We start from the raw sequence: 21,877 nt of genomic DNA, 5'->3' as shown, positions 1-21,877 counted from the left end.
TTTTTTATTCCTGCCCCGCAGTCGTGTTCAAGTCCATCAGGCCCAATTCATCACTACCGATAAGGGCCGCGATATTTACCAAAATAATCATTTTATTTTCAATGGTCGCCAAGCCGCGCAGAAAACGAGTGTTGAAGGACACACCAAATTCCGGTGGTGGCAAAATTTGCTGTGCCGAAAACTTAACCACATCGGACACCGCATCGACCACCACCCCGACGATACGATCATTGACGCTCAACATAATCACAATAGTAAATTCATCATAGGTCGCTTGGCCAATATCAAACTTCATACGTAAATCTACTATCGGGACGATATCGCCGCGCAAATTCAATACGCCCTTAACGAAAGCCGGTGCATTGGCAATTTTGGTGACCGTCTCGTAACCGCGAATTTCTTTAACCGACATAATATCCAAGGCATAGCTTTCATCCCCTAATACAAAGCTAAGGAATTCTTCGTCAACGTCATTACCGTGCGACGAATTACCATTCTCGATTTTGGTCATATAGTAACTCCGTCCAAATGTTTAACTTGCAGCGCCAGTGACTCGGCGTCGAGAATAAGCGCGACGCTGCCGTCACCCATAATGGTCGCGCCCGAGACACCGCTAACGCGTCGGTAGTGCCGTTCAAGACTTTTTATAACCACCTGCTGCTGACCCACTAGGGCATCGACGCAGAGTCCAAATCGATGCTTGCTGGTTTCAATCAACACAACGATCCCTTGATCCGGGTTGATATTAATAGGCTCTAAAGCCATCAGTTGGTATAGATCTAACAACGGCAAATACTCGCCACGAACCTTAATCAGCCGTTGATTAGACAAGGTTTTTAACTGATCTAAGGATGGCTGAATGGACTCGACTATGTGGACCAAGGGTAAAACAAAAACCTGTTCGCCCACGGCGACACACATTCCATCGACAATGGCCAAGGTCAGGGGCAGCTGGATACGAAAGGTTGAACCCACGCCGGCCTGCGATTCAATAACGATATGGCCGCCCAAGGCTTCAATATTTCGGCGCACCACGTCCATACCGACACCGCGACCGGAAACATCGGTGACCTCGGCAGCGGTGGAAAAACCAGGTGAGAATATCAGTGGCCAAACATCTTCATCGGCGGGCGATTGCTCGGTCATTATGCCATTTTCTCGCGCCTTGGTTAGAATTCGGTCTCGGTTCAAGCCTGCGCCATCGTCGCTGATACTAATGACGATACTGCCGCCCTTCTGTTCGGCCTTCAGCAACAGCGTGCCACTTTCAGTCTTGCCCATAGCCATTCGTTGCTGCGCGGTTTCGATACCATGATCCAGGCTGTTGCGCACCAGATGCGTCAAGGGATCTACCAGTCGTTCGATCATGCCCTTATCTATCTCGGTAGCACCACCTTCGACGATCAACTCAACTTTTTTGTTCAGCTTGCCGGCCAAATTCCGCACCAAGCGAGGGAAACGATTAAATACCGATGACACCGGCAACATCCGTACCGACATCACAGCGTCTTGCACTTCGCGCGTATTGCGTTCCAGTTCAAGCAAGGCCGACTGCAATCGTTCACCCAACTCACCGGGAACTTCTGCGCCAATTAGCGCCAACATCGATTGAGTAATAACCAACTCACCCGACAGATTTATCAATGAATCAATTTTGGTGGTTTCGACTCTAAGCGTGCTATCGCCAGCGCTGTTGCCGACCTTCTTGGTCAGACCAGCACCTGCTTTAGGCTGGCTTGCTAGTTCAGCAGAGCCTGGCGGAGATATCGACTGGCCACCCTGTGGCGATTGCAGCTGTGGCTCATTAAAGAGTCCAAACCCTGGGTCGACCGCCAGTGTGGGCTCGGCAGTGAAGAGGCCAAAATCGTCTTGGGCACTGCCCTTCATGCTTGAAACCCTCTCCTCAGAAAATAACCCAAAGCCTTCCAATGCGTCCGGCTCAACTACCGGTAGTGGCGTTAGCCCGCCATCATCCGATGCACTCAGGTCGCCGACCGGATCAACTAAGCAGACGTTCAAAATCGTTTGAGCTTGGGTAACCTTAAGCCAGTCAATCGCCAGTTCACTGCGATAGCTGTTTAAAATTTCGCCCAAGGTGTCGGTGGTGCTGAGTAAAACATCGACCACCTGTATCGATAAGGAAAATTCTCCTTTGCGCGCCTTATCAAGCAAGTTTTCCATAATGTGGGTTACATCGGCTAAGGCCGTGAAACCGAATATACCGCTACCGCCCTTGATCGAATGGGCCGCACGAAAAATACTGTTGAGGTCTTCGGTATCCGGTTGGGCAATATCCAAAGCCATCAGCAGCTGCTCGAGCAGTTGCAAATGCTCTTGAGCTTCCTCAAAGAAAACCTGATGAAACTGACTCATTTCAACTGACATAATTAGACTCCGCTCGTCATTAACCTAAAACACGCCGAGTAATATCCAGTAGTTTTTGCGGATCGAAAGGTTTGACCATCCAGCCGGTTGCGCCTGCGGCCTTACCGCGCGCTTTGATGTCATCGCTGGCTTCGGTGGTTAAGACGATAATGGGCGTCCGAGCAAAGGCACTCATCGCACGTAACAATTTTATAAGGGTAAGACCATCCATACGCGGCATATTTTGATCCGTTAGGACGAGGTCGAAGCGCTGTGTCTTGCATCGATCTAGGGCATCCTGACCATCTTGCGCTAGGGTCACTCGATAGTTTGAGGTTTTCAACGTTGCTTCAACCATCTGCCGAATCGAGGCAGAGTCGTCGACAATTAATATTTTTTTAGTCATGACCTAAATAATCCTGATCAAATGCCCCAAATTTATTTCTAGGGAATATATTTCCAAGCACTTCTAATTGGCATTGAGGGTTTTGCAGCAATACCTTTTTAACGAAAAAACCTGCTGATCTCAGATCACCTAATATCGAAGTAACTCGACATATTGGCTATTTCCAGCATCTCTCGGCAGGACCCAAATGCACCGACAATCACCAAGCCCGCACTTGCATTTGAAGCGCTATTCTTTTTCGCCAAGAGCATCAACATGCCCAATGCTGAGGTGTCAAGATAAGTCACCTGTGCGAAATTTAGCTGCAGCGTGCTCGATGTTGGATTAGCGATAAAGTTTTCATAGCTGGCGGTGAACACGACATGATGTTGGAAATCAAATCGAGGCGGCAGCACCACTACTGTTACGTCTGACATAGCACCCTCTGCTTGGCTCATCCTATTGCTAAAATAATTCAATGTGGCCGCCATCGACCGTGTTTGATGACACCGGATTAAGATGGTTTTTGCGAAACTGCACCAGCTGCTGATATTGGGTGCTCGCTCGCGTTTCGCTTAAGACCGCCTCTGTTTCCGATTGGCTCAGCCATTGGGCCTTGATAAAATCGATACTCTCGCCGGTAAACTGCAAATGCTGACTATTAATATCACCGAACTGTAAACTCCGAATGACGTCGTCGATCGATTGCTGCAAGCGCTTATTGGACTCTGCGAGCGCTGCGTTATGCCGGACATTCTCGTCGGCCTTTGCCAACAGTTGCACGACAGCAACCTGAACGTATTTTTTCGATTCGATAACATAGTTCAGTTCTTGCGATGCCACCGAGCCGATATCCACCGTGAGATCCTTGACCTGATTTTCGATATCCTTGAGCATTTTTTGAATCTGATCACTGAAGCCGGCCGAGCGATTTGACAGCGCCCGAACTTCGTCGGCAACGACGGCAAAACCGCGCCCAGCCTCACCGGCTCGAGCCGCCTCGATCGCGGCATTGAGTGCTAGTAGATTGGTCTGGGAGGCGATTTGATCAATATCTTTGAGCGCCTTGATCACACCGGGCATTAAGTTATTGATCGAGCCAACCTTACCGACGAGACCCATTGACGCCTCCGACATGTTGACCACGGTAACCACAAAGCGGTCCAAAGTTAGGTCAATGGTGCTAGCAAATTGCACCATCCATGGGTTGCCGTCCGGTGCCACGTCGGCAGACAGCAGGTCTTGCACATGCAGACTTTGGGCTCCGACAAGTTGTTTCAAACCGCTAAAGGCAGCTGTCAGGGTCTCGACCGCGTCGTTTTGGGTACTCTTGATATCATCAACGCTGAGCTTGGTTTCGGCCAGCAACTCAGCCGATTGTTGACACAATTGCGCTTGAGCGTGAGCGACCGCAGTCGCTTTGAGGGTAACGGCGGGATCTGGCGCGTCGCTGCGTGGACTGGGCCACAGGACCATTGCTGCGCTGGTGCATAGGCTGGTCACCAATACGCCACTGTAGGGATAACCCATCCAGACCGCTAGGACCCCTAGCGGGGACGCTATTAGGGCAGCAAAGGGTATCGGCATTTTCGGTGTCAAACAGCAAACCTCATAGATAAGTCGTCAAAGTCGATGCGATCTGAATATCAGTACCGAACGAGCCCTTTGCTCTAATAACTAAAGTTTGCCTCAAGGTATATGTCAATATAGTCAAATCAATCGACCTCCCCGGAAAACGCCTTGCTGTTGCGCTGCAGTCCCCTTGCCGCGGTATGTTGGTCGAATCATTCGGTGATCGGATTTAACTGTGCGATGAGCACTTTTAACCATGGTTTTGTCGCCTGCGCATGCGAAGGCTTGTAATTTCACGCTCATTCACTAAAATCGCCGCCAGTAATGGGTCTGTCACGACCCTTGTTGAGATCCTTAATGTTTTGGCCGTGAGCTGATAAACTCCGTGGATCGCGGTATAACCATATGGTGCGCATCGGAGCGCGCCATAGAGGAGAAAAAAGAATGTCCAAAGTCATGATCATCGGTGCCGGTGGCGTCGGTAATGTAGTAGTGCAGAAGGTTGCCCAATTACCCGACGTCTTTACCGAAATAGTCCTGGCCAGTCGCACCCTCGCCAAATGCGATGCGATTGCCCAAAACATTGACCGGCCCATTAAAACGGTCGCGGTCGATGCCGATAAGGTGCCCGAGTTGGTTGCCCTGTTGCTGCGCGAAAAACCGCTTTTGGTGATCAATGTGGCCCTGCCCTATCAGGATCTGACGATCATGGACGCCTGCCTCGAGGCTGGGGTGCACTATATGGACACCGCCAATTACGAGCCGCTTGAGACCGCAAAATTCGAATACAGCTGGCAGTGGGCTTACCAAGAGAAATTCGCCAAGGCCGGTCTCACGGCATTACTGGGCAGTGGCTTCGACCCCGGTGCGACCAATATGTTTACCGCCTATTTGGCCAAACACTATTTTGATGAGATTCACGAACTGGATATTATCGACGTCAATGGCGGCGATCATGGCTATCCATTCGCGACCAACTTCAATCCTGAAATCAATATTCGGGAAGTGACGGCCCCCTGTCGGCATTGGCAAGATGGCGAATTTATCACCACCGAGGCGATGTCGCGCAAGGCCAGCTTTACCTGCCCGGAAGAGGTTGGCACCTTTAATATTTACCGCATGTACCATGAAGAACTGGAGTCCTTGACCCAACATTACCCGACCTTGCGCCGCGCGCAGTTTTGGATGAGCTTTGGCGAGAGCTATTTAAAGCATCTGGAAGTGCTCGGTAATGTTGGTATGACCGGCATTGAGGCGATCGACTTTCAGGGCACCAAGATCGTGCCGATTCAATTTCTCAAGGCACTGTTACCCGACCCCTCGACGCTCGGTCCGCGCACGCATGGCCGAACCTGTATCGGATGTGTCGTGACCGGTATCAAAGATGGGGTCGAGAAAACCCTCTATCTCTACCAGATCAAGGATCACCAGGACTGTTATAAGGAAGTTGGCTCTCAAGCGATTTCCTATACCACTGGGGTGCCGGCCATGATTGGCGCTAAGATGATCGTTCAGGGCCATTGGCAAAAGCCTGGTGTCTGGAATATGGAGCAGATGGACCCGGATCTGTTTATGGCCGATTTAAATCTCTATGGCCTGCCCTGGCATCTGGTGGAAATGAACGATTTCAATTTGGACCACTAGAACCTACCCTCTGGCTTGTGCCCCAAGCCAATGCGCGCCGAACGCGCATTGGCTTTTGTCGGACTCACCCAATTACCCCTAAGTCCTCTCGTTTAGGCGGATACCCTACTATGCAATTCACCGATTTTTCAAAACTCGACCTGTCGCGCTTGCCCTCACCCTGTTTTGTCGTCGATGAGATCGCCCTAGAGCGTAACCTGATTCTACTGAAACAGGTTGCCGATGCCAGCGGCGCCAAGGTACTGGCCGCGCTAAAAGCCTTTTCTATGTGGCACTTTGGCGCCAAAACGGCTGAGTATCTCAATGGCACCTGTGCCAGCGGTTTACACGAGGCTCGACTGGGCCAGGCGCACTATCCCGGTGAAGTGCATGTTTTTTCGGCCGCCTATAGCGCCGCCGACCTGACCGAACTGCTTACCTTCGCCGATCACGTGGTGTTTAACAGCAGCGCGCAATGGGCGCGCTTTCAACCGCTGATTCAGAGTGCGCTGACAGCGCGCCCGCAACTGAGGTTCGGTTTGCGAATCAACCCGGAGCATTCAGAGGGCGGTGTGCCCATCTACGATCCGTGCGCGCCCGGCTCCCGGCTCGGCATCCCCCTGTCAGAGCTGGATCAAAGCCAACTGGCGGGCATCACTGGCCTGCACTTCCACACCCTGTGTGAGCATGGCTTTGACGCCTTAGACCGGACCCTGAGCGCGGTCGAGGACAAGTTCGGTCATCTGTTGGCACAGATGCGTTGGGTCAACTTTGGCGGCGGTCACCATATCACCGCACCGGGCTATGATGTCGATGGCCTGATCAAACGTATCCGAGCCTTTAAAGACAAATATCAGGTCCAGGTCTACCTGGAACCGGGCGAAGCGGTTGCCATCGGCACCGGTGTGCTGGTTGCCGAGGTGCTCGATCTGACCTTCAATCAACTGCCCCAGGCCATCCTGGATACTTCAGCCACCTGCCATATGCCCGACACCTTGGAAATGCCCTATCGGGCCGATGTGCTCGGGGCCGGCTTGGCCGACGAAAAGGCCCACACCTATCGCTTAGGCGGTATGACCTGCTTGGCCGGTGATGTCATCGGCGACTATAGCTTCGATCGTCCCCTGGAACTGGGTCAGCGGCTGATCTTCGAAGATATGGCCCACTACACCATGGTGAAAACCAGTACCTTTAATGGCACACGTTTGCCGGCTCTGGCCGTCTGGAATTCGTTGACCGATCGGCTCCAGATTGTGAAAGAATTCAGCTTCGATGACTTTCAATCTCGCCTGTCCTGAGCACCGGCCGAGATGGCAGGATTGTCATCTACTTGTCATAGACGTGTCATAAACTGAACGGCATTTCAAACCAAACAGGAACAAATCGATGTTAAGAGTGGGAATCAACGGTTTTGGGCGAATGGGGCGGCTAACAACCCGTGTGTTGCTGCAACAGGATGACGTACAGCTGGTCCGAATCAACGATCCGGCCGGTGATTGTGCGACGCTGGTGCATCTGTATAACTTCGATTCGATTCACGGCCGGGCGCCGCATCCGGCCCAAGAATTGGATTCGGCCAGCCTGACCCTACGCCAACAGACCGTCGCCCTAACCCACCACCTCCAGATCGCGGACACCGACTGGAGCGACTGTGACTTGGTAATAGAAGCCAGCGGCCAATTTAAGACCGACGCCGCGCTGCAACCCTACCGGGATCAGGGCGTAAAGGTGGTTGTCACCGCGCCGGTGCCGTCGGCCGTGATTCCCAATATCGTGATGGGTATCAATCATCACCTGGTGACCGCTGAGCACCAAATTATCACCGCCGCATCCTGCACGACCAACTGCTTGGCGCCGGTGGTGCAGGTCATTCATCAGCAGTTCGGCATCAAGCACGGCTCGATGACCACGCTGCACGATATTACCAATACCCAAACGCTGGTCGACGCGCCCCATAAGGATCTGCGCCGGGCCCGAGCCGCGGGTATGAGTCTGATCCCCACCACCACCGGTTCGGCCAAAGCCATCACCACCATCTTCCCGGAGTTGGTCGGTAAGCTCAACGGCCACGCCGTGCGCGTGCCACTGCTCAACGCCTCGCTGACCGATTGTGTCTTCGAGCTGGAGCAAACGGTCACGGCCGAGCAGGTCAACCGGGCTCTAAAGGAGGCCGCGGAGACCAGCTTGGCGGGCATACTCGGCTATGAAGAGCGGCCCCTGGTCAGTATCGATTATCGCACCGATCCACGCAGCGCGATCATCGACGCACTCTCGACCCTGGTGATCAATGGCACCCAACTGAAGCTCTATGTCTGGTATGACAACGAATGGGGCTATGTTAACCGCACCGCCGAGCTGGCACGGTTGTTACACCGGTTGTGACCGCAGCTGACCCAACGGCTCTGCGCCAATACAGCCTGATCACGCTCAACTATTGGGCCTTCACACTGACCGATGGCGCCTTGCGCATGCTGATCGTGCTGTATTTTTATCAGCTCGGTTACGATGCCTTGGCGATCGCTTGGCTGTTTCTGTTTTATGAGTTATTTGGTGTGATCACCAACTTGGTGGGTGGGTGGCTCGGCGCCCGCATCGGTCTAAACCGAACCATGAACCTGGGTCTGTTCTGTCAGGCGATCGCCCTAGGCGCGCTCTTGGTGCCCGATGCCTGGCTGACGCTGGGGTGGGTAATGGCGGCACAAGCGCTGAGTGGTGTTGCCAAAGATCTCAATAAGATGAGCGCCAAAGCCGGGCTGAAAAGTCTACTGCCAGCCGGACAAAATCAGCGGCTCTTCAGGTGGGTCGCGGCCCTAACCGGGTCTAAAAATACGCTCAAGGGCGTGGGCTTCTTCCTCGGCGGTTTTTTACTCTGGTCGGTGGGCTTTTGGTGGGCCATCGCCAGCCTATTGATGATTATATTGGCGGCCGGCTGCGCCAGCATCCTGTTCTTGCAGTCGGATCTGGGCAAGTCACGTGCCCGGGCTAAGTTTTCGCAGGTCTTTGCCAACAGCGCGCCGCTTAACTGGCTCAGTCTGGCTCGCCTGTGTCTGTTTGCCGCGCGTGATGTGTGGTTTGTCGTCGCCTTGCCGATCAGTCTGGCCAGCCGCTATGGTTGGTCCCACTCTCAGGTCGGGGCTTTTTTTGCGCTGTGGATTATCGGCTATGGCGTGGTGCAAGGCTTTACCCCGCAACTCTTGATGAACTTTAGCCAGCCGACCGATGGCCGTCGGGCTTTTTGGGCCGCCCTACCCCTGTTTGCGGCCATGCTTTTGCTGTTCGGCCTGACGCTCGCGCTAGAGATCAGCGCCGCGGTCCTGACCCTGTTGCTCTGTCTGTTTGGCCTGTTCTTTGCCATCAACAGCTCGATTCATTCCTATTTGATTGTCGCTTGGGCACGATCCGACGGCGCTTCACTCGATGTCGGTTTTTACTATATGAGCAATGCCATGGGCCGCCTGATCGGCACGGTACTGTCCGGCTATCTCTATGTTCAGTATGGCTTAACGGCCTGCCTGCTGGCGTCCACCGCCCTGCTGGCGGCGGTTATTCTAATATCGCTTCGGCTGAAACGGCTTCCTGCGGCTCAGTGACGCTGGCCCGTGCAAACAACACAAAGTGATCCAGATCGAGCCGAATACCAATCTGTTGTCCGACTCTATGGTCCTGGTGGCTCGAGGCAATACACAAAAGCGACCGACCGTTGGCCAGGGTCACCTCATATTGGAAGAAGGTACCTTTGAAATGCTTGCCGGTAATTTCAGCTAAAAAGTCACTCTCGTCATCGTGCAGCACATCATCGGGTCGTATCAGCAGGTCAACTTCAGCCAGGTCTGGGAAGGCGGCCGCATCGGGCATACTCAGGACCCCCAGATCGGTATTGAGTTGGTGCGCACTGAGTAGCGTCGCAGGCAAAAAATAGCCTTGACCGATAAAGTCGGCGACATAACGGGTCTCGGGCTGGTGATAAATTTGAAACGGCGAGGCAAACTGCTCGATGCGCCCCTGATGCATCAGGGCAACCTTATCGGCAATAGCATAGGCTTCCTGTTGATCGTGGGTGACCACCAACGCGGTAATGCCCTCCTGCACCAGAATTCGACGAATATCCGGCACCAGAGTTTCTTTCAACGTGGTATCGAGGCCGGCGAACGGTTCATCCATCAAGAGCACCGAGGGTTTCGGCGCCAAGGCCCGTGCTAGGGCGATGCGTTGTTGTTGCCCACCCGAGAGCGAATGAGGATAGCGCTGTTCTGCACCGGCCAGGCCGACCAGCACCAGCAGTTCGCTAACCCGCGCCGCCTGGTCCGACGCCTTGAGATGGGTGAGGCCAAAGGCGATGTTCTGCGCCACCGTTAGGTGCGGAAACAAGGCAATATCCTGGAACACCATGCCAATTTTACGCTGCTCAGCCGGCACCATAAACCCGGGGTTGGACAGCGTCCGCCCGCTTAAACTGACGGTGCCATGGGCGATCGGTTCAAAGCCGGCAATGGCGCGCAGCAAGGTCGACTTGCCGCAACCACTGGCGCCGAGCAAACAACCAATCTGTCCTGGCTCTAACCTGAGGCTGACATCCTTAACCGCGCTTACGGTGCCATAACGGATTTCAACCCGATCGACGATCAGCGCCTGATGGCGAGGTACGCTAGTGCTTAACATAGATCAATCAGCTCCGGTTGATCGAACGGTTCAAGAAATAGACCGGCAACAGGCCGACCAAGACGATCATCAATGAGGCCGGCGCGGCATCGATCAAGCGCTCATCTGAGGCCAACTCATAGGCTCGCACGGCGAGGGTATTGAAATTAAAGGGCCGCAATATCAGCGTGCCCGGCAACTCTTTTAACACATCGACAAACACTATGAGTAGGGCCGTGAGCGCACTGCCACGCAGCAGTGGGACATGGATGGAGGTCAGCACCTGCAACGGCGTCCGGCCGAGCAGGCGCGCCGAGGCGTCCAGACTGGGCTTTATCGCCAGTAAGCCGCTTTGCACCGAGCCGAGCGAGACCGCTAAAAATCGAATGGTATAGGCAAACAATAAGGCGAACAGGCTACCGGAAAACAACAGCCCCAGATCCACGGCAAATAGCGCTTCCAGGTGGGGTACCAAATAATGGTCCAGGCCAGACAGGCTGATGATCACCCCGATCGCAATAATGGTTCCGGGCATGGCATAGCCCAATGCCGTCACTTGCACGGCCCATTGGGTGGCACGGTTTTTTTCCAGTCGGGCCGCATAGGCCAGGACAAAGGCCAGACTCACCGAGATCAAGGCGGCGCCGGCGGCGAGCGAAAAGGAGTGCCAGATCAGGGTTAGGAAGGCCGTATCAAACCACTGCGCGCTGCTCAGCGACCAGGTTAGCAAGAGCGCCGCGGGAAGGATAAAGCCCAACAAAGCCGGACCGAAGCAAATACCGATAACCAGCAACGCACGCCAGCCTTGAATTGGCATGCGGCGTTGTATCGGACGATAATTGGCGGCAGCGTAATAGCCGATCCGGCGCCGGGAATATTTTTCCAACGCAACCAGAACCACCACAAAACTCAGCAACAACAATGACAGTTGCGCGGCCGCAGCCGCGTCACCAAAGCCATAGAAGGTTCTAAATATACCGGTGGTAAAGGTAGTTACGCCGAAGAACTGCACCGTGCCATAGTCGGCCAGCGTTTCCATCAGCGCCAAGGACAGACCCGCGATTATGGCCGGTCGCGCCATCGGCAAGGTGACCCGATAAAAGCTTTGCCAAGCCGATAAACCGAGGGTGCGACTGACATCTAAGAGAGTTGAGGATTGCGCCAGGAAGGCGGCTCGAGCCAACAAATAGACATAAGGATAGAGCACCAAAGCCAGCATCAACATAGCACCGGTTAGGGAACGAATCGGTGGAAACCAATATTGGCCATAGGCCAGGCCGGTGACCGCCCGGATCCAACTTTGCACCGGACCGGCGAAGTCGAGCAAGCCAGTATAGGTGTAGGCGATAATATAGGCGGGCATGGCCATGGGTAGCAACAATAAGAGCGTTAGGCTGCGCCGAAAAGGGAACTCACAGCAGCTGGTCAACCAGGCCGTAGAGACCCCCAAGAGCAACACGCCAACGCCGACACCAAACATCAACAGCAATGAATTGGTGACGTAGTCGAGCAGCACCGTTTGCCACAGATGCTGCCAAATGCTCCGGGTATCGACAAATATCTGCCCCAGCATCACCCAGATAGGGGCCGACAACAGCAGCGCAATAAGAATGCTGATTAGAGACAAACGAGCCAAGCGATGAACAGTCAAACCAACCTCACGATTTAGAAGCTAAAACACGCCCCGAAGGGCGCGCAAGTTTACACCCTAAACCACCGCAAGGGTGGGGTTAGCGGGGTTTTTATTTCCAACCGGCTCGATCCATCAACTCCACGGCCGCACGATTGTTTTCGCCCAACAGGGTGAGGTTAAGCGCATCGGCGTTAAAAGCGCCCAAACTGGCTAGCTTGGCGGACGGCTCGACACCGCTCACAACGGGGTATTCATTGTTTACCTCGGAGTACCAGTTTTGGGCTTCAGGCGTAAGCATAAACTCCACTAAGGCAATCGCGTCGACGCTGTTTTTCGCCGCTCGAGTCAACGCCACGCCGCTTATATTAACGTGCGTACCGCGATCGCCCTGGTTTGGCCAAAACACGCCGAGTTGCTCCGCCACAGCACGGTCCTCGGCGCTGTCGCTGGCCATCAATCGACCGAAGTAATAGGTATTGGCGATGGCCAGATCACAGACACCGGCCGCAGCCGCCTTGAGCTGATCGGTATCGCCACCGCCCGGTGGCTTGGCGAGGTTGGCCACTAAGCCCGAGGCAAAGGTTTCGGCTGCATCGGCACCGACCGAGGCGATCATCGAGGCGATCAGCGATTGATTGTAGATATTACTCGAGGAGCGAATGCAGATGCGCCCGGCCCATTGGGCGTCGGTTAGGGCCTCGTAAGTCGACAATTGAGTCGGATCCACCGCCGATTTACGGTAAAAGATCGGCCGAGCCCGCATCGTCAAACCGATCCAGGTGCCATCGACATCCCGTAAATTGGCGGGTACGGCCGCATCGATCCGCTCACTGTGCAGCTCGCGCAATAAATTCAATTCTTTAGCACGGTGCAAGCGACCGGCATCGGCGGTAATCAGCAGATCGGCCTGGGACTTACTGCCCTCGATGCGCAACCGGCTGATCAGCTCATCATCGCCGCCGCTGACCAGATTGACCTTAATGCCGGTCTGAGCGCTGAACTGATCGAGCAGCGGTTTTATGAGCGCCTCAGTTCGGGCCGAATAGATGTTGACCTCCGCCTGGGCGGTTTGCACGCCCCCGGCAAGCACCGCCGTAACCAACAACCCTGTTCTTAACCATATCGATGTCATGTGGATCTCCTTTGCTGTTTTAATGAGAAGGCCATCATAGCCTCAACCCCCTCCTAAATGCAAATAGTTCTCATTACCATTTACATAACCCAGTCGGTTAATAGATATCTTCCCGATAACGACCGGTCGATTTGAGTCGGTTAACATCGATACCCAGGGGGGCCAAGACCGTATTTAACGCCTCTTGCACGCCGACACTCATCGCCTTGCCACCACAGATCAAGAACTCGCCACCCTGCAGCACCAAGCGGCGCAGCTCCGGACCATCGGTTAGAATCCGGTCTTGAACATAGCCCGGCGCATCCGCATGACGCGAGAAGGCGGTCACCAGCCGGCTCAGACGATTATCGGCCAGATAACGAGCCAGTTCGGTTGCGAACAGATAGTCGGCGTCTGGGTGCCGCCCGCCCCAATAGAGGCTCATCAACTGGTGACGTTGGTTGTGGCGAATAAAGCCGACCAGGGGTGCTATACCGGTCCCGGCGCCGATTAGGATACTGGGTCGGGATTCGCTATTAGGGCGAAATTGCGCGTTCACTTGGATGTAGGCGGCAATTGAATCGCCGACGGCTAGGCTGTGCAAATAGTTAGAACAGATGCCGCCGTCCTGTTGGCGCACACAGATTTCCATTTCACCATCCCCGGAGCACGATGCAAGGGAATAAAAGCGCGCGCTGGTCTGCTCCGGTGGATAGATACCTACCAGGTCCCCGGCGGAAAAACTCGGCAGTTTCGGCTTTTTACCCAGCCCAAAACGCAACACCACGATAGGCGCATCGACCGCTTCGCCGTATAGGGTGCGCGAGAGCAATTGCAGGCTACTGGTCGGCAACCGCACCGGCTGATGCGCCAACTCGAAAGGGCTACCCAGGTAGTTAGACAACTCTTGACCCCAGCGGCTAAAAGTTTGGCACGATTGCCGATCCACCAGGGTCAAAGGTTGCAATGCTGGCCAGCCCTTGCGGTCGAGTTCGTCCTTAACTGCGATAGCGTAGGCACCAAATTGGGCAAATTGACGATCGCCAAAGCCCAACACGGCCACGGGTATCGAGCGTTCATCGGGAATACGCGCTAGCTTGGCCAAGAACTGCTGGGCCGAACTGGGTGCGGCGCCATCACCATAGGTCGAGGTGAGAATAAACAGCTGTTTAGCCTTGGGATACGAATCGGCTAGCGCATTCATGCTGTCGATATGAACGCGGTGACCGGCCTCAATCAGGGCATCGAATAGGGTTTTAGCGAACGCCCAGGTGGTGTTGCCCTCACTGCCCACCAGCAAGATCGTATCGGCCTGGACTGCCGGGCTATTATCGGCGATCGTGACGAGGGCGGCGCGGCGGCGCCACCAAATGGCCAGACCGGTATAGGTCATCACCGGCACGGTCAGGGTCGTCAGGCCGAGTATCAGGGCCAGCCACCAAAGACCTTCGCCAGTGTGCAACATATAGATGAATTCATACACCCGCTGGAGCGGGCCGAAGCTTCTAAATGACAGCAGCTCGCCGCTATTTTGATCGACAAACCCCAAACCATCCCGGGTGCGCAGTGAAAAAACGTCCGCCGGATCGCCCGGATAGGGAAAAACCAGATCGCGCAAGGCCCCGATGGGAAGGTCTTGCAAGGCGAGTAGTTGGCCCACCGGCGCCGGCGTGCCTATGGACACCGAGTCCGGAAAGAGCGGGTCCATTTGCTGATTATCCGGCAACAGCCCGAGGGTGGTGGCAGACATATAGAGACCGGTACTGGCCGACAAAATAAGCCCCAGCACGGCAAAGCGGCCCAGTTCGGCATGGATACGAGAGCGTAACGGACCTTGCACGGGCCCAAGCAAACGCCGCCAACCGCCCAAACGACGTAGCAAGAGCACGGCGCCGGATAGACTCAGGAGCAGCATCATGAGCGCAGCGGTTGCGCTCACCACTCGCCCGGGCGTATCCAACAGCAAGGAACGATGCAGGCTTTTGATCCAAACCATAACGGGCGACAACTGATAGGGGGCAATGGCCTGGCCGGTGATCGGGTCAACTCGATCGGCGACGCTGTTTTGGGCAGCACTAAAATAAACGATCAGGGAGCCTGAGGGAGTGCGCTCTATTTGCTCGGTGCTCGGATAGTGCTCAACAATGCGACCGACGACCTCGGCAACCGACAGGGCTGACGTACCCGACACCCGGGCCTGCGCCCGATCGATCAGCGGGCTGGCCGCCAAAACCACACCGGTTAGAGCAAGCACCAGTACCAATAGGGCCGCTAGCCATGCGGCCACAGAATGGAATGTTCGTAACATAGCAGGCATCCGAATAAGGCTTAGAGGGTGAAGGAGAAGGCCTTGATATAGCCGCGACCGCTCACCGCTTTTGCGCTGTTCGCCTGGGTCAGTGGCACGCTGACATCGTTGCGAATGTCACGTTTATCTTCCACCGAGGAATCTATCAATATCTGATAACCGGCATCTATCAGGTTGTCAGCAATCTCGACCGTGGTCGACAAGGTGCGACCTTTGAGGACGCTGGCTCCGGTTCGGCCGTCAAATTCGCTTGAGTCTAGATTGGAACCGCGGGCCCAACCGCCCAGATGGCGATAGTATTTGGACTTACGTCCGGCCACCCAAAGGGTTTGCTGATAGGCTCCGGCCTGATCGGCGATGTAGATTGCCAGATAGGCGCCATCACCGGAGTAGTTGCTCAGTTCGGTGGTCAGCGTCATGCTGCGCGCATAGGCCGGTGCGGCCGCTGCAATACCGATCACCAGGGCCATAATCCATAGGCGTTTATTCATATTTAGAACTCCAATTAAAGGTATAACAATCGGTTGGCGATCAACGCGCCGAACCGGGCGCTGATTAAAAGGGACAGGGGGCGGCTTCATTACCACGGGGATTCAATATCCAAATACTCGGCGGTGGACGCGCTGTCATTAAACTTAACTTCAAGCTTGAGCGCCCTAAAGGAGGCGGGTCGAAAATGGGCCGCCATGCGATGGCCATTGGCATCGTAGCCCTTAACCAAATAGCAGCCCTCACGGACCTGAATGCGTTTGACGTCCCAACCCTGTTCGACCAACAACTGGCGCAGCTGCTCCCGAGGTTGCCAACTGGCCACCGGATCGCTGCAATCGTCATCCGCTAGGGCTTGACCAATGGCCAGGTTGGAGGCTAAAACCAGAGATAATATTTTCAACGCCATAGCGATCTCCATCAAATTTATAGCCCTTATGATAAGGGTGAAATCTGAAGTGAAACTTAAAAATGGCGCGCAGGAGTGGGCAATATGGGGAATTAGAATATAAGGCGATACTGTATGCCTTACGGGCAAACCTAGGCCCACAGCTATTTAGTCCACTAAAAAGGGGCAACGGATTTGGCCCGGTTGCCCCTTGGCGGCTCAATCGGCCTGATGGGTTTTCAAAACGACCGACCGAACGGCCCCCGTTGCCGTCAACCGCTAAGTCTTAATGCAATAGAGCCCAATCGATTAACGGAAGTCGATTAAACGATATCAATTGGCGTTTGCCGACTGGTGTAGGCCGAGAAATCCGGTAAATCGGGCTTATAGTCGTTGTGCAACAGCGGTGAATTGATAATGTAATCGGCGCTGGCCTTGTTGCAGGCCACCGGGATATTGTACAGCGCCGCGATGCGCAGCAAGGCCTTAATATCGGGATCATGCGGCTGCGGTTCAAGCGGGTCCCAGAAGAAGATCAATACATCGATGGCACCCTCGGCGATCTTCGCGCCAATCTGCTGGTCGCCACCGAGCGGGCCACTCAAGAGGCGCTGTACCGGGCGATTCAGCGTCTGTTCGACCAACCGGCCGGTGGTACCGGTCGCGTATATGCCAATATTGGCGAACAACGCTTGATTGTCCTTGGCCCAAGTCATCAGCTCTTGCTTTTTATTATCATGTGCTACCAGAGCAATATTGCGTTTGGTCATCTTAGCGTTCCTGTCGAATTTTTTTAATGATCGGCTTGGCCGCTAAAATAACAGCACAGCCCAGTGCGACACCAGCGCAATCGGCTACCATATCGGCGAAACTGAACATCCGATAGCTGGTAAGCCCTTGCAGCAGCTCCACCAACACGCCAAATAGGATCACGATCAGCGCGGCCAAGACCAGATGTCGATGGGCCAGATAGCCTGACACCATGAGGACCCCATAGGCCAACAGATGATTAACCTTGTCGTTGGGGGAAAAGTCCGGCTGATCGATGGGCAATAGAGACAGCACCAAAACGCTCAACAGCAGCAGATAGAACAGTATTTGAAACCCGCGTTTAGTCGTCCACACTTTGTTAACCTCATGGCAATTGTCAGCTACGCTGAGGGTAGCAATGTCTGCTTGTGAGCTAAAGACTATTTTTATGCCTGTGTTAACCCTCTTAAAGCGCCACGCCCTACGCGGCACGGTTATCCTGATCAGCGTCTTTATCACCCTGTCGCTGGCCAGCTACCATCTTCTTCAGGCACAGAGTGACTACAACTCCTTTATCAAACGGCTCGACTATCTGTTTTACGACTGGCGCTACAACCTCTTGCTCGACGACGAACGTTTTCCGCGGGCCAATGAAACAATCATTATCGTCGATATCGATGAGAAGAGTTTGGCCGAGGAGGGTCGCTGGCCCTGGCCGCGCGACAAGATCGCGCTGCTGGTTGAGAATCTCGCCGCTGCGGGAGCTGTGGTGATTGGTTTCGACATACTGATGACCGAACCACAGATCAACCCTACCCGTTCGCTGCAACAACAGGCGCGGCTCAAGGGCCGACCGGATTTGGCCGAACAATTAGAGGGCTTTATTTTGGCCACCGAATACGATGCTATTCTGGCCAAAAGCTTCAGCCGGACCGATATAGTGCTCTCGTTCCTATTTCAGGACGACGCCACCATCAAGGTCGGTCAATTGCCCGAGCCAATCTACCAATTGACGGCGGATCAACCCGCTCGCTTGATCGCTATCCGGGCCAATGGCTTCACCGCTAATGTGCCCATTTTGCAACAAGCGGCCACCAGTGCCGGTTTTATCGTGCCCAGCATCGATGGCGATGGCGTGTTGCGCAGCGCGCCCATGGTCCAGCTCTATCAACAACAGCTCTACCCGTCCCTCTCGCTGGCCATGGGCATGGCCTATTTGGTGATAGAACAAACCGACATAAATATCCGCCCGTTCAGCACCGATTACGATATGATTTCAAAATTCAATTTCGTCGACCAGCAGATCTATACCGACTTCAAGGCCCGCGTGTTGGTGCCCTATCTCGGGCCGCGCGGCCAGTTTCCCTATGTCTCCGCCAGCGATATAGTGCACAACAGCTTTGACCCCGAGCCGTTTGATAATGCCCTAGTGCTGGTCGGCACCTCATCGGTCGGCCTGGCCGATCTGCGCAGTACCCCAGTCGGCACCCAGTATCCGGGGGTTGAGGTACACGCAAATCTGCTTAATGGTCTATTACAGGGCACCTTTCCGGTCGAGATAGTGGAATCCAACACCATCACCGCCCTTATCTTGCTGCTGTTGGGGCTGATTTTCACCTACTATTCCAGCCGACTCGGACCCTTTCAGCTGACCCTTGCCACCATTGCACTGCTAATTGGCCTGGTCTCCTTTAACCTCTATTTCTGGTTTGAGCAAAATATCTCACTACCGCTCGCGAGCAGCTTCTTGTTGGCTTTGGCGCTGGGCACGCTGCATCTATTGGAGGGTTTTTTATCCGAACGCAAGGCCAAACGACACGTCACCAGCGTCTTTGGTCAGTATGTCCCGAGTGCCCATATCTCCCATATGCTGGCCGAACCGGCCAGGTATGGCTTTGCAGGGGAAACCCGTCAGATGACAGTATTGTTCTCCGATATTAGGTTCTTCACAACCATTTCAGAAAACCTCACGGCAACCCAGGTCAAAGACCTGCTCAATCGCTATTTTACGCCCATTACCGAGGCCATCTTTAACCATCAGGGCACGATCGATAAGTACGTCGGAGATATGGTCATGGCCTTCTGGGGCGCGCCACTAGATGATGCCCAACACCCGCTGCATGCGTTGGAATCGGCGATCGAAATGCTCACGATATTGGACCGTTTGAATCCCCAACTGCTCGCCCTGGGGTACCCGGAAATCCGGGTGGGTATTGGCATTAACACCGGCCCGATGGACGTCGGGGACATGGGTTCCAGCTTTCGCCGGGCCTACACCGTTCTGGGCGATTCGGTTAATCTGGGATCGCGCTTGGAAAACCTGACCAAATTCTATGGCATCGATATATTGGTCGGGCCGGAAACGCAAAAACAATGCAGCACCTGGACATTTCGCTTTATTGACAAGATACAGGTCCGGGGCAAAAACGATTCGGTCGATGTCTATGAACCCCTGGCGCCGATCGATCAACTGCCCAGCCATTGGCCTGCGGAATTGGCGCTGTTCGATCGGGCCTACCAGGCCTACCTGGCGCAAGAATGGGATCGGGCAACCATCCTGTTTACCGAACTGCTCTTCCAATCGACCCAAGCGGCGCTATATGGCGTTTATCTGCAGCGCATTGAAAGCCTCAGAGACCAGCTCTTGCCACCCGACTGGGACGGCACGTTTCTGCATACGATCTAGTAGCAAGCGTTCGGCGCAGAGATCGGCTGCATCACCATTGGAGCCAATATTGACGCCCTTGCTGATCTAAAAAGTCAGCCGCCTGCGACCCCTGCAATAGGGCCAAGGTACTGAGTAGACCGGATTCAAGGCAGGTATTGGCGCACACGCTGACCGAGCGAGGGCCGCCCGCTACCGGCCAACCTGTCTTGGGATTGAGGATATGACCGTAGATGCGCGCATCTTTTTTCAAGAACTTTCGCGCATCGCCACTGGTGGCCAAGGCCCCTGAGGGTAAGGTAAGGCAAAAGGCGGCAATTTTTCCGCCGTTGCCACCTAGGGTGCCTGGCTCCACCCCAATCTGCCAACTGTGCTCGGGGAACAACACGCCATTGGTGGCGATATCCCCGCCGAGATTCACCAGCATTGGCCCCAAACCGGGCAGACCCGACTGACTCATGGCCGCCAGCGCACGATCGGCGGCGTACTCCTTGCCCAGACCGCCGAAATCCAAAGCCATACCAGCGGGCATTTGAAATGCCTGGGTGCCATCGGCGTTGTGCCAATAGCGCACGGCCGGCCAATCGATCAGCGGCAGCAGCGCATCGATGGCCGACTGCTCGGGCAATCTCGCACTGCCGTCGAAGTGCCACACTCGCCCTAGAATGCCGGAACTGATGTCGAACAGGCCATCACTCAGCTGATAAGCTTGGTCGGCAAAGGCCAGCAGCGCCATGGTTTCGGTATCGATAGACACCACACCGCCGGCACTGTGATTGAGCGTTGCCATACTATTTGCCGTTCGATAGCGACTGTATTTTTGTTCGATACGGTGCACTTCGGTACATGCTAAAGCCGCTAAGCGCTCGGCAGTGGGGCGGTTCACACCGTGCAATAGGATCTGACATGGGCTAGCCATAGCGGCGAACTCCACCACCCACTCTAACTCACTGCGCCCCTGCTCGGCCGCCTTAAGCCGATAACCGTGCGCGCTTTCTGGCTTATCACTGCTCATCCCCGCCTCCGGTTAAAACACCATCTTGAAGCCAAGCTGGGAAATCACGGCATCCATTTGCGCGGCTTTATTGCCGGTGACCGGATCCGACTGGTGATACCACTCGGTGCGGAAGGTGACCGCCTGATTATCACTAAACTGATAGCCCATATTCAAACCCAGGGTCTGAGTCTGCAAATCCCCGAGACGATGATCGGCCGAGGCATAGTCCGGCACCTCGGCTTCGGCCAACCAGAGCTGATAGAAATCGGCCTTAGTCTGCTGATGCCAGCGGCCATGGCCCTCCAAATACAATCGCTCGCTTAGGTTAAAGCGCAGCAGAGCATCGCTTGTCTTCGCCACAACGCTCCAGTCGTCCCAGTAATAACGATAGGACGCGGTTAAGCTGTGGGTACCGAGGGCCACTTTTAATGCACTGTATAGACTTTGCTTAGCACGTTGTTCGGGCCTGGATTCATTCAGATAGTCCACCGGTACGCCTGCGCTGTCGAGCCGACTGATGATCTTATAGGGATCCGTGTGGTAACCGGACGACTTGCCGCTATTGTAATTGAGCTGAACGATGGAGATTTTATTGATCACCTGGGTAAGCCCCAAGGTATATTCGCCCACCCATTTATCTGCGCTATTGAGCGTCGATGCGGCCGTGAGCGAATCGCCCAAAATTTGAGGAATACCGTCCTCGGGCGCAATTCGGTCATAGGCGGCGGCGCCACTGACACTGACCTTGGTATTTCGACTAAACAGCTCAGCTGCCAAACCGCCATTAACACCAATCGACAGATAGTCCTCTTCCTTCGACAACGCCGTTCCAACACTGATCGTATTTAACGGGGTATTTAGGGGTTGGGTATAGGCCAAATCCAGGGCCATGCGAAAGTCTTCAAAGCCGCTAATCAGCGGGACCTCACCGGCCGCGAAAGTCTGTTCCCCGCC

General features: G+C 54.6%; 20 protein-coding genes. 5 read left to right on the top strand and 15 right to left on the bottom strand.

Translation table 11 applies throughout. From position 1 onward, the window contains the following. Positions 1 to 4: 4 nt before the first annotated feature. The 5 genes from AC4FIC_RS02775 to AC4FIC_RS02755 all read right to left on the bottom strand — a co-directional run bounded on the left by AC4FIC_RS02775 (position 5) and on the right by AC4FIC_RS02755 (position 4,348). Complete coding sequence (locus AC4FIC_RS02775) at positions 5 to 511, bottom strand: chemotaxis protein CheW (RefSeq protein WP_273284620.1); 507 nt, start codon at positions 509 to 511, stop codon at positions 5 to 7. Then, positions 508 to 2,385: a chemotaxis protein CheA gene (locus tag AC4FIC_RS02770; RefSeq protein WP_100257214.1), complete on the bottom strand. Its 1,878-nt coding sequence runs from the start codon at positions 2,383 to 2,385 to the stop codon at positions 508 to 510. The genes AC4FIC_RS02775 and AC4FIC_RS02770 overlap by 4 nt, the downstream gene beginning before the upstream one ends. A gap of 19 nt (positions 2,386 to 2,404) precedes the next feature. Continuing rightward, positions 2,405 to 2,770, bottom strand: coding sequence for a response regulator (locus tag AC4FIC_RS02765; protein WP_100257215.1), 366 nt, complete (start codon positions 2,768 to 2,770; stop codon positions 2,405 to 2,407). Between the two features lie 125 nt (positions 2,771 to 2,895). Then, complete coding sequence (locus AC4FIC_RS02760; protein WP_100257216.1) at positions 2,896 to 3,186, bottom strand: STAS domain-containing protein; 291 nt, start codon at positions 3,184 to 3,186, stop codon at positions 2,896 to 2,898. Between the two features lie 28 nt (positions 3,187 to 3,214). After that, positions 3,215 to 4,348, bottom strand: coding sequence for a methyl-accepting chemotaxis protein (locus AC4FIC_RS02755; RefSeq protein ID WP_273284624.1), 1,134 nt, complete (start codon positions 4,346 to 4,348; stop codon positions 3,215 to 3,217). Between the two features lie 417 nt (positions 4,349 to 4,765). Here AC4FIC_RS02755 and AC4FIC_RS02750 point away from each other — a divergent pair, with 417 nt between their 5' ends. The 4 genes from AC4FIC_RS02750 to arsJ all read left to right on the top strand — a co-directional run bounded on the left by AC4FIC_RS02750 (position 4,766) and on the right by arsJ (position 9,534). Next, positions 4,766 to 5,965 carry a saccharopine dehydrogenase family protein gene (locus tag AC4FIC_RS02750; RefSeq protein WP_100257218.1) on the top strand — a complete coding sequence of 400 codons (1,200 nt, stop codon included), beginning with the start codon at positions 4,766 to 4,768 and terminating at the stop codon, positions 5,963 to 5,965. 110 nt (positions 5,966 to 6,075) lie between these two features. Further along, positions 6,076 to 7,242, top strand: coding sequence for a carboxynorspermidine decarboxylase (gene nspC, locus AC4FIC_RS02745; RefSeq protein ID WP_100257219.1), 1,167 nt, complete (start codon positions 6,076 to 6,078; stop codon positions 7,240 to 7,242). 88 nt (positions 7,243 to 7,330) lie between these two features. Continuing rightward, the gene (locus tag AC4FIC_RS02740) at positions 7,331 to 8,326 is read left to right on the top strand and encodes an ArsJ-associated glyceraldehyde-3-phosphate dehydrogenase (protein ID WP_100257220.1); all 996 of its coding nucleotides are present in this window, start codon (positions 7,331 to 7,333) and stop codon (positions 8,324 to 8,326) included. Next, the gene (arsJ, locus tag AC4FIC_RS02735) at positions 8,323 to 9,534 is read left to right on the top strand and encodes an organoarsenical effux MFS transporter ArsJ (protein ID WP_476194385.1); all 1,212 of its coding nucleotides are present in this window, start codon (positions 8,323 to 8,325) and stop codon (positions 9,532 to 9,534) included. Before AC4FIC_RS02740 ends, arsJ begins: the two co-directional genes overlap by 4 nt. Here arsJ and AC4FIC_RS02730 read toward each other — a convergent pair. The 8 genes from AC4FIC_RS02730 to AC4FIC_RS02695 all read right to left on the bottom strand — a co-directional run bounded on the left by AC4FIC_RS02730 (position 9,488) and on the right by AC4FIC_RS02695 (position 17,636). After that, complete coding sequence (locus AC4FIC_RS02730) at positions 9,488 to 10,603, bottom strand: ABC transporter ATP-binding protein (RefSeq protein ID WP_100257221.1); 1,116 nt, start codon at positions 10,601 to 10,603, stop codon at positions 9,488 to 9,490. The genes arsJ and AC4FIC_RS02730 overlap by 47 nt on opposite strands. A gap of 7 nt (positions 10,604 to 10,610) precedes the next feature. After that, entirely contained in the window at positions 10,611 to 12,233 is a 1,623-nt protein-coding gene (locus AC4FIC_RS02725) for an ABC transporter permease (protein ID WP_337957387.1), read from the bottom strand. A gap of 91 nt (positions 12,234 to 12,324) precedes the next feature. Further along, positions 12,325 to 13,347, bottom strand: coding sequence for a Fe(3+) ABC transporter substrate-binding protein (locus tag AC4FIC_RS02720; protein ID WP_100257222.1), 1,023 nt, complete (start codon positions 13,345 to 13,347; stop codon positions 12,325 to 12,327). A gap of 97 nt (positions 13,348 to 13,444) precedes the next feature. Further along, entirely contained in the window at positions 13,445 to 15,634 is a 2,190-nt protein-coding gene (locus AC4FIC_RS02715) for a PepSY domain-containing protein (protein WP_100257223.1), read from the bottom strand. Between the two features lie 20 nt (positions 15,635 to 15,654). Further along, a complete protein-coding gene (locus AC4FIC_RS02710) occupies positions 15,655 to 16,125 on the bottom strand; it encodes a DUF2271 domain-containing protein (protein WP_100257224.1) in 471 nt (156 codons plus the stop codon). Positions 16,126 to 16,214: 89 nt separating this feature from the next. Continuing rightward, complete coding sequence (locus tag AC4FIC_RS02705; RefSeq protein ID WP_287439986.1) at positions 16,215 to 16,532, bottom strand: PepSY domain-containing protein; 318 nt, start codon at positions 16,530 to 16,532, stop codon at positions 16,215 to 16,217. 302 nt (positions 16,533 to 16,834) lie between these two features. Continuing rightward, complete coding sequence (locus AC4FIC_RS02700; protein WP_100257225.1) at positions 16,835 to 17,281, bottom strand: methylglyoxal synthase; 447 nt, start codon at positions 17,279 to 17,281, stop codon at positions 16,835 to 16,837. A gap of 1 nt (position 17,282) precedes the next feature. Further along, a complete protein-coding gene (locus tag AC4FIC_RS02695; RefSeq protein ID WP_100257226.1) occupies positions 17,283 to 17,636 on the bottom strand; it encodes a VanZ family protein in 354 nt (117 codons plus the stop codon). Between the two features lie 73 nt (positions 17,637 to 17,709). Here AC4FIC_RS02695 and AC4FIC_RS02690 point away from each other — a divergent pair, with 73 nt between their 5' ends. After that, a complete protein-coding gene (locus tag AC4FIC_RS02690) occupies positions 17,710 to 19,947 on the top strand; it encodes a CHASE2 domain-containing protein (protein WP_476194542.1) in 2,238 nt (745 codons plus the stop codon). A gap of 31 nt (positions 19,948 to 19,978) precedes the next feature. Here AC4FIC_RS02690 and AC4FIC_RS02685 read toward each other — a convergent pair whose 3' ends face one another. Together AC4FIC_RS02685 and AC4FIC_RS02680 are read right to left on the bottom strand one after the other, a co-directional pair. Beyond that, positions 19,979 to 20,941, bottom strand: a complete 963-nt coding sequence (locus tag AC4FIC_RS02685) for an FAD:protein FMN transferase (RefSeq protein ID WP_100257228.1) — start codon at positions 20,939 to 20,941, stop codon at positions 19,979 to 19,981. 12 nt (positions 20,942 to 20,953) lie between these two features. After that, positions 20,954 to 21,877 (bottom strand): DUF3570 domain-containing protein (locus AC4FIC_RS02680; protein ID WP_476194734.1); only part of this gene is annotated, 924 nt, incomplete at its 5' end.

Source organism: Reinekea sp., assembly GCF_982785585.1.
Note: the sequence above shows the minus strand (reverse complement) of the source record. Positions and strands in the feature narration are given on the sequence as shown.

Coding starts and splice junctions, on each gene's coding strand:
- AC4FIC_RS02750 (WP_100257218.1), top strand. CDS start 4,766: ATGTCCAAAGTCATGATCATCGGTGCCGGTGGCGTCGGTAATGTAGTA.
- AC4FIC_RS02705 (WP_287439986.1), bottom strand. CDS start 16,532: ATGGCGTTGAAAATATTATCTCTGGTTTTAGCCTCCAACCTGGCCATT.
- AC4FIC_RS02720 (WP_100257222.1), bottom strand. CDS start 13,347: ATGACATCGATATGGTTAAGAACAGGGTTGTTGGTTACGGCGGTGCTT.
- AC4FIC_RS02685 (WP_100257228.1), bottom strand. CDS start 20,941: ATGAGCAGTGATAAGCCAGAAAGCGCGCACGGTTATCGGCTTAAGGCG.
- AC4FIC_RS02690 (WP_476194542.1), top strand. CDS start 17,710: ATGCCTGTGTTAACCCTCTTAAAGCGCCACGCCCTACGCGGCACGGTT.
- AC4FIC_RS02700 (WP_100257225.1), bottom strand. CDS start 17,281: ATGACCAAACGCAATATTGCTCTGGTAGCACATGATAATAAAAAGCAA.
- AC4FIC_RS02760 (WP_100257216.1), bottom strand. CDS start 3,186: ATGTCAGACGTAACAGTAGTGGTGCTGCCGCCTCGATTTGATTTCCAA.
- nspC (WP_100257219.1), top strand. CDS start 6,076: ATGCAATTCACCGATTTTTCAAAACTCGACCTGTCGCGCTTGCCCTCA.
- AC4FIC_RS02730 (WP_100257221.1), bottom strand. CDS start 10,603: ATGTTAAGCACTAGCGTACCTCGCCATCAGGCGCTGATCGTCGATCGG.
- AC4FIC_RS02775 (WP_273284620.1), bottom strand. CDS start 511: ATGACCAAAATCGAGAATGGTAATTCGTCGCACGGTAATGACGTTGAC.
- AC4FIC_RS02740 (WP_100257220.1), top strand. CDS start 7,331: ATGTTAAGAGTGGGAATCAACGGTTTTGGGCGAATGGGGCGGCTAACA.
- AC4FIC_RS02765 (WP_100257215.1), bottom strand. CDS start 2,770: ATGACTAAAAAAATATTAATTGTCGACGACTCTGCCTCGATTCGGCAG.
- AC4FIC_RS02770 (WP_100257214.1), bottom strand. CDS start 2,385: ATGTCAGTTGAAATGAGTCAGTTTCATCAGGTTTTCTTTGAGGAAGCT.
- AC4FIC_RS02710 (WP_100257224.1), bottom strand. CDS start 16,125: ATGAATAAACGCCTATGGATTATGGCCCTGGTGATCGGTATTGCAGCG.
- AC4FIC_RS02715 (WP_100257223.1), bottom strand. CDS start 15,634: ATGTTACGAACATTCCATTCTGTGGCCGCATGGCTAGCGGCCCTATTG.